This is a genomic window from Streptomyces sp. ATLC9 (assembly GCF_057196705.1).
The window spans coordinates 1-2479 of the sequence record NZ_JBXUOY010000450.1 but is presented as its reverse complement, the minus strand read 5'-3'; the positions used below and the strand labels follow the sequence as shown (position 1 = coordinate 2479).

Below are 2479 nucleotides of genomic sequence, written 5' to 3'. Positions count from 1 at the left end.
GCCCCGCGCCGCGCGGGCGCCCCCCCCGCCGTGGACGTGAACCAGCGCGTGAACATCAACGCCCCCCAACACATCGGTGAATGCCGGAAGTTGGACGGCCGTCCGCGCGGACCGGTTTCCGCCCCCCGGTAGCGAGGCGGTCACGGTCAGGACTCGGAACAGCCACCACCGGGCCGCGGCCGCGTCCCCCCGGGCCGGGCCCCTCCCGGCCGGGGCGGCGCGCCGGGGCCGGCGGCGGTCTGGGAGAGTGGAGCCATGCACGTCATCGTCATCGGCGGCGGCATCTCCGGGCTCGCCGCCGCCCACCGCCTGCTGGAGGGCGGCGCGCGCGTGACCGTCCTGGAGTCCTCCCCCCGCCTCGGCGGCAAGCTGTACGCCGGCCGGATCGCGGACGCCGCCGTCGACCTGGGCGCCGAGTCGATGCTCGCCCGCCGCCCCGAGGGCCTCGACCTCGCCCGCGCCGCCGGCCTCGGCGACGCCCTCCGGCCGCCCGCCACGGGCACCGCGGCGATCTGGACCCGCGGCGAGGTCCGCCCGATGCCCGCCGGCCACGTCATGGGCGTACCCGCCGACCCGGCCGTCCTCGACAAGATCGTCTCGCCCGGCGGCCTGGCCCGCGCCGCCGAGGACGCCGAACTGCCGCGCACCGAGATGGGGGAGGACGTGGCCGTCGGCGAGTACGTCGCCGCCCGCCTCGGCCGCGAGGTCGTGGACCGGCTCGTGGAGCCGCTGCTGGGCGGGGTGTACGCCGGCGACGCCTACCGGATCTCGATGCGCGCCTCCGTGCCCGGCCTGTTCGAGGAGGCCCGCAAGGAGCGCTCGCTGCTGGCCGCCGTGCGCGGCGTCCGGGAACGCGCCGCGGCGAGCCGGCGGGACGGGCCCGTCTTCATGGGCATCGAGGGCGGCATGGGACGGCTGCCCGCCGCCGTCGCCGACACCTGCCGCGCCGCGGGCGCCGGCATCCGCACCGACACCCCCGTGACCGGGCTGCGCCGCACCGGCGACGGCTGGACGGTGGTCGCCGCGGGCCGCCCGCTGGAGGCGGACGCGGTGGTCCTGGCCGTACCCGCCCCCGCCGCCGCACGGCTGCTGGCCGGCCCCTCCCCGTCCGCCGCGGCCGAGCTGGAGCGGATCGAGTACGCCTCCATGGCCCTGGTCACCATGGCCTTCCGCCGCCGCGACCTGGCACGGACACCCGAGGGGCGGGGCTTCCTCGTCCCCGCCACCGACGGACGGGCGATCAAGGCATCCACCTTCTCCACCAACAAGTGGCACTGGAACGCCGCCCAGGACCCGGACCTGTTCGTCCTGCGCACCTCCCTGGGCCGCTACGGCGAGGAGGAGGTGCTCGGCCGCGACGACGCCGACCTGGTGGAGCTCTCCCTGCGGGACCTGGGGGCCGCGATCGGGCTCACCGCCCGCCCCGCCGCCTCCACCGTCACCCGCTGGAACGGCGGGCTGCCGCAGTACCCCGTCGGCCACCTGGAGCGCGTCGCCCGCGTGCGCCGTGACCTCGCCGCCCTGCCCGGCCTGGCCGTCTGCGGGGCCGCGTACGACGGGGTGGGCATCCCGGCGTGCGTCGCGAGCGCCCGCACCGCCGCCGAGGCGGTACTCCACTCCGGATCGAGGGCCCGGCCACCGGCCGTCCCGCCCACAGGGAGAGAATGACCCCATGACTGCTGAACCCCGCAAGACGCCCAACGCGGGCAAGAAGGCCAAGGACCTCAACGAGGTCATCCGCTACACCCTGTGGTCCGTCTTCCGCCTGCGCGAGGCGCTGCCGGAGGACCGCGCCGGCCACGCCGACGAGGTCCGCGAGCTGTTCGACCAGCTCGCCGCCAAGGACGTCACCGTGCGCGGCACCTACGACGTCTCCGGGCTGCGCGCCGACGCCGATGTGATGATCTGGTGGCACGCGGAGACCGCCGACGCGCTCCAGGAGGCGTACAACCTCTTCCGGCGCACCAAGCTGGGCCGCGCGATGGAGCCGGTGTGGTCCAACATGGCGCTGCACCGCCCCGCCGAGTTCAACCGCTCGCACATCCCGGCCTTCCTCGCCGACGAGGAGCCGCGCGCGTACGTGTGCGTCTACCCGTTCGTGCGCTCCTACGAGTGGTACGTCCTGCCGGACGAGGAGCGCCGCGAGATGCTGGCCGAGCACGGGAAGATGGCGCGCGGCTACCCGGACGTGCGGGCCAACACCGTCGCCTCCTTCGCGCTGGGCGACTACGAGTGGCTGCTGGCCTTCGAGGCCGACGAGCTGCACCGCATCGTCGACCTGATGCGCCACCTGCGCGCCTCCCGCGCCCGCCTCCACGTCCGCGAGGAGATCCCCTTCTACACCGGCCGCCGCAAGGACCTGGCCGAGCTGGTGGCGGGGCTGGCGTAGCGCCCGCGGCGCGTGCCCGTGGCGCGTGCTCGTGGGGGGGGGGGGGGCGCCCGCCGCGCCCCCCCCGCGCGGGGGGGGGCTGCGCCGCCC

General features: G+C 76.6%; 2 protein-coding genes. Both read left to right on the top strand.

The window, feature by feature from the left end; genetic code table 11:
- The first annotated feature begins 255 nt into the window (after window positions 1-255).
- Entirely contained in the window at window positions 256-1668 is a 1413-nt protein-coding gene (gene hemG / locus AC2CJA_RS26120; RefSeq protein WP_484605131.1) for a protoporphyrinogen oxidase, read from the top strand.
- A 4-nt stretch (window positions 1669-1672) separates the two neighbouring features.
- Window positions 1673-2389: a hydrogen peroxide-dependent heme synthase gene (hemQ, locus tag AC2CJA_RS26115; protein WP_464067059.1), complete on the top strand. Its 717-nt coding sequence runs from the start codon at window positions 1673-1675 to the stop codon at window positions 2387-2389.
- Window positions 2390-2479 lie beyond the last annotated feature (90 nt).

Coding starts and splice junctions, on each gene's coding strand:
- hemG (WP_484605131.1), top strand. CDS start 256: ATGCACGTCATCGTCATCGGCGGCGGCATCTCCGGGCTCGCCGCCGCC.
- hemQ (WP_464067059.1), top strand. CDS start 1,673: ATGACTGCTGAACCCCGCAAGACGCCCAACGCGGGCAAGAAGGCCAAG.